The following is a 4,388-nucleotide window of genomic DNA, read 5'->3' as shown; positions in this document are numbered from 1 at the left end:
TGTAACAATTTTGCCAAAGATGCCGCAATAATTCCTTTTCCTAAAGAAGAAGTCACACCACCTGTAACAAAAATATATTTCGTTTGATTCATTCTGTTTTTATTGTTGTTGTTTGTATTGTAGTTATGTAAAAAAACTTGGCAAAAGTACAAATTTAATTAGACAATTTGCCAATTAGATAATGAGAAAATAAAGCAATGATAAAATTAAATTATTTATCAATTAAAGGATAAAAAAACAACAAATTAGTGGAGCTGACAATTAAAAAAGATAAAAATCTCATTAACATAAATTATCTAATTTTCTAATTGACGAATTTCTAAATTATGGTTTTGGGTACCGTTTTTTTATATTTCTAATTAACTCTTCAAGACCATTGAGTTTTAATTCGTAAATCAATTGCAACTGCTCGCCTAACTCCCCTTTTGGAAATCCCTTATTACTATACCAAACAACATAATATTCAGGCAAATCGATAAGAAACTTGCCTTCATATTTACCAAAAGGCATTTTAGTATGAGCTAGTTTAATTAGCTTTTTTTGGTTTTGATCCATTTTATTTTAATAAAAAAGCAAGAGACAGCAACAAGAAGTGAATACTCTTTCTTGTTGCTGTCTCTTGCTTCTAACACTATTTATTTCCAGTTGAAAGTAATTCTCTTCTCTATTTCTGTATTCAAACTCATAAAAACAGGACAGGTCATTGCGGTTCGCTCCAGAATAGTTATGTCCTTTTGGTCATTTGTTCCTTCCATTTCAAACGTAATTTCTATAACACCTATTCGTCTTGGTTCGGCATTCATGATTTTTGTTACGGCAGCGGTAGATCCTTTTAAATCAATATTCATATCACGAGCTTTTATTCCCATAACGGTCATCATACAACTTGCTAAAGCATTTGCAACTGTATCCGTTGGAGAGAAAGCCTCCCCTTTTCCATTATTATCTAAAGGTGCATCCGATATGATTTCATTTCCAGATTGCACATGTATTGAAGAAGTTCTTAAATCGCCTAAGTAAGTTACTTTTGATGTCATAATTTTATTATTACTTTATTCTACAGTCCGACTAATAACTGAATATTTTTATTTAGCTTCTTTTATGGTCAAATCAGTGTCGTAGTACAAGATATAAACTCCTTTATTAGTGTAACCTCCATCTGGTTTTTTATAATATTCAAATTTATTATCTACTTGCTCCGTTGCCATTGCATCAGCCGTTTCCTGATATGTTTTGCCTTGCGATAGTCGCATCATGGTATCAAAAGTAATATCAAAACCACGAGTCGCAAAACTATTCGGGGAAATTTTGTTTATTTTTTTGAAGTTTTTTTCAAATTGCAATGCTCCTGGTGATTCATTATCACGAGTCATGGATGGATACATCAGTTTTAATTTTGTCAGATTCACGAAATTTATTTCATCCGTATCTAATGTTTCATTTGGCTCTAAAATAACTAATTGCACCTTATATGTAGCCATAGAACTCATCATAGTCGCAATAGTTGCTTTTATCATACTGGTATTTCCAGTTTCCATAACAACGTAATTTATTTTGTCTTTAACGAACAGACTCTTTAAATTTTCAGCTGACAAGGTTCCGTTTGCATTAAGAGTTGAGAATCGTACGTCTTTTTGATTTTCTTTGATATACTGTATAACCGATTCTTTTTTCTTATCGATTACCGCTATTATATTTCCGCCCTTTGATCTCATATAATCAAACATTGCATTTTTAACAGCCAGAACCGTTGGAATTGTTTGGTATAAATTACTAAATGATTTTCCGATGTCTTTTGATAAAGGCGAAATTACAGGTACTTGATTTACATTCAACAATTCTGCCGTTTTCTCTACATTACTTTGATAAAAAGGTCCAATTATCGCGTCGGCATTTTCCAGATTATTTTCTTTGATTATAGAAGCTACGTTTGATGCATTTTTTGTTTCCTGAGAATCGAAAACACTAACATCGATTGCAAGTCCAAGTTGTTTAGCCGAATCTATAGCTGACATTGCACCAGCATAAAAATCCAAAGTCATATTTAAAAACTTATCTTTTTTCAATCGTATAGCAGTCGAATTGATTGTATCTCCTGCAATAGTATTCATATTAAAAGGCATCAATAACACTATTTTTTTTCGGTCGTTATTCCCGCTTTTTTTAGACAAACTGCTGTATTCTTTTTTACTTTCCTGTGGCAATGACACAGTAGACGGCACTTTCAGAATCATTCCTTCGGCTACACCATAAGCTATAGTAGGATTTAAAGCAATCAATTCCTCTTGGCTCATCCCAAACATTTTTGATAAACTATAAAGCGTCTCTTTCGATTTTACTTCATAATTCCAATAATTTATCGGGGTGGCTACTTTTACTTCAGATGGCTTTACAGTTTCCTTTTTCGATTCAGTTACTGTAACAATTTTAGCTACTTTTGGAGCATTTCCTTTAATAATCAATTTGTATCCAACAGGTAAATTAGAAACAACCTCAGGATTTTTTTTCTCTAGCTCAGCAATGGTAATTCCATATTTTTTAGCAATAGAATACTTCGTTTCCTTAGCTAGAACTTCATGATACACTACTGCTTCTTTTTTTACAACTCCGGTTACCACCTTAATGGTTGAAGATTTTTCAGTTGCAATCGAAGCCTTCGTTGCAACATTTGAAGGAATAATTAGTGTTTGTCCTATTTGCAACCCTTCTTTTTCAAGAAAAGGATTGGCTTTTTTTAATGCCTCATCCGAAACTCCATATCGCTTCTCAATACCAAAGAGCGTTTCTTTAGCTATTACCAGATGGGTTTTGGCTTGTGAATTCGTTTTTACTGGAGCAACTGTAGTTTTCTTTGTTGCACTTTTTGGAATCAACAAAACACTGTTTGGTTTTAAACCGCTTTGCGCATCAGGGTTTAATTGATATATATCATTTGGAGTGACATTATATTTTTGAGCAATCTGAGTGATTGTTTCTCCTTTTTCTACTTTATGTGTACTGTTTTTTTCTTGTGAGGAAACACTGAATGTAAAAAACAAACAAGCCACACAAACTGTAATAAAATACTTCATCATTTTTATTTATAAAAATTATTCACTTATTAATAACAGAACGGTATCAAATTTTATTCCAAAATCTGATACCGTTTATATTAAGTACATTAAAAAATAATCGCTCCCAAAGAGAAGGAACTCTATTTAAACGTCTATTCCCATTCAATTGTTGCAGGTGGTTTTGAACTAATATCATAAACTACTCTGTTTACGCCTTTTACCTTATTAATAATGTCATTAGAGACTTTCATCAAGAAATCATAAGGCAAATGAACCCAGTCAGCAGTCATACCATCTGTTGATTCAACAGCGCGAAGTGCAACTACTTTTTCGTAGGTACGCTCGTCACCCATAACACCTACACTGTTCACTGGAAGCAAAATAGCTCCTGCTTGCCATACCTTATCATACAATCCCCAAGATTTTAATCCGTCGATAAAAACTTTATCCACATCTTGCAAAATCTGTACTTTTTCAGGAGTAATATCCCCTAAAATTCTAATTGACAATCCAGGACCTGGAAAAGGGTGTCTTCCTAATAATTCTGGATCTATTCCTAATGAAGCTCCTACTCTACGCACTTCATCTTTGAAAAGCATACGTAACGGTTCTACAATTTTTAATTTCATGTAATCAGGCAAACCTCCCACATTATGATGTGATTTGATAGTAGCTGATGGTCCTTTTACGGAAACTGATTCAATAACATCCGGATAAATGGTTCCTTGTGCCAACCATTTCACATCTTCTATAAGGTGCGATTCATCATCAAAAACTTCGATAAATACACGTCCTATAATTTTACGTTTGGTTTCCGGGTCACTTACACCTGCTAATTCAGATAAGAAACGATCTCCCGAATCTACTCCTTTTACGTTTAAACCCATCCCTTTGTATTGATCTAATACACTTTGGAATTCGTTTTTACGAAGTAAACCGTTATTTACAAAAATACAATATAAGTTTTTTCCAATTGCCTGATGCAATAAAACTGCCGCTACGGTAGAATCTACTCCACCAGAAAGTCCAAGAACCACTTTGTCGTCCTGTAATTTCTCTTTTAGTTCTGCCACCATTTCTTCGACAAAAGCATTTGGTGTAAAATTTTGAGGAACTTCAGCAATTTTTACTAAAAAATTCTCTAACATTTTTGATCCATCAGTTGAATGAAAAACTTCAGGATGGTATTGAATTGCATAAGTGGTTTCACCTTCGATTTTGTAGGCAGCAAATTCTACATCATGCGTGCTCGCCAATTTTACTCCATTGGCTGGTAGCGCTTTGATGCTATCACTATGACTCATCCAAACTTGGCTGTTTTCTGAAACACCTTCA

General features: G+C 33.4%; 5 protein-coding genes. All 5 read right to left on the bottom strand.

Annotated features, from left to right (window positions below; all coding sequences use genetic code 11):
• Positions 1 to 92: hypothetical protein (locus ACH2BP_RS07025; protein ID WP_395058344.1), on the bottom strand; the 92-nt coding region annotated here is incomplete at its 3' end.
• A gap of 232 nt (positions 93 to 324) precedes the next feature.
• A complete protein-coding gene (locus ACH2BP_RS07020; RefSeq protein ID WP_073206594.1) occupies positions 325 to 555 on the bottom strand; it encodes a DUF3820 family protein in 231 nt (76 codons plus the stop codon).
• Positions 556 to 635: 80 nt separating this feature from the next.
• Entirely contained in the window at positions 636 to 1,037 is a 402-nt protein-coding gene (locus ACH2BP_RS07015; RefSeq protein WP_395058342.1) for an OsmC family protein, read from the bottom strand.
• Between the two features lie 48 nt (positions 1,038 to 1,085).
• Entirely contained in the window at positions 1,086 to 3,074 is a 1,989-nt protein-coding gene (locus tag ACH2BP_RS07010; protein WP_395058340.1) for a LysM peptidoglycan-binding domain-containing protein, read from the bottom strand.
• 131 nt (positions 3,075 to 3,205) lie between these two features.
• The coding region (guaA, locus tag ACH2BP_RS07005; protein ID WP_395058338.1) for a glutamine-hydrolyzing GMP synthase at positions 3,206 to 4,388 on the bottom strand (1,183 nt) is incomplete at its 5' end.

Source organism: Flavobacterium sp. (genome assembly GCF_043756175.1).
In the GTDB taxonomy this organism is placed as follows: Bacteria; Bacteroidota; Bacteroidia; order Flavobacteriales; family Flavobacteriaceae; genus Flavobacterium.
This window is presented reverse-complemented; position numbering and strand designations above follow the sequence as displayed.

Coding starts and splice junctions, on each gene's coding strand:
- ACH2BP_RS07015 (WP_395058342.1), bottom strand. CDS start 1,037: ATGACATCAAAAGTAACTTACTTAGGCGATTTAAGAACTTCTTCAATA.
- ACH2BP_RS07010 (WP_395058340.1), bottom strand. CDS start 3,074: ATGATGAAGTATTTTATTACAGTTTGTGTGGCTTGTTTGTTTTTTACA.
- ACH2BP_RS07020 (WP_073206594.1), bottom strand. CDS start 555: ATGGATCAAAACCAAAAAAAGCTAATTAAACTAGCTCATACTAAAATG.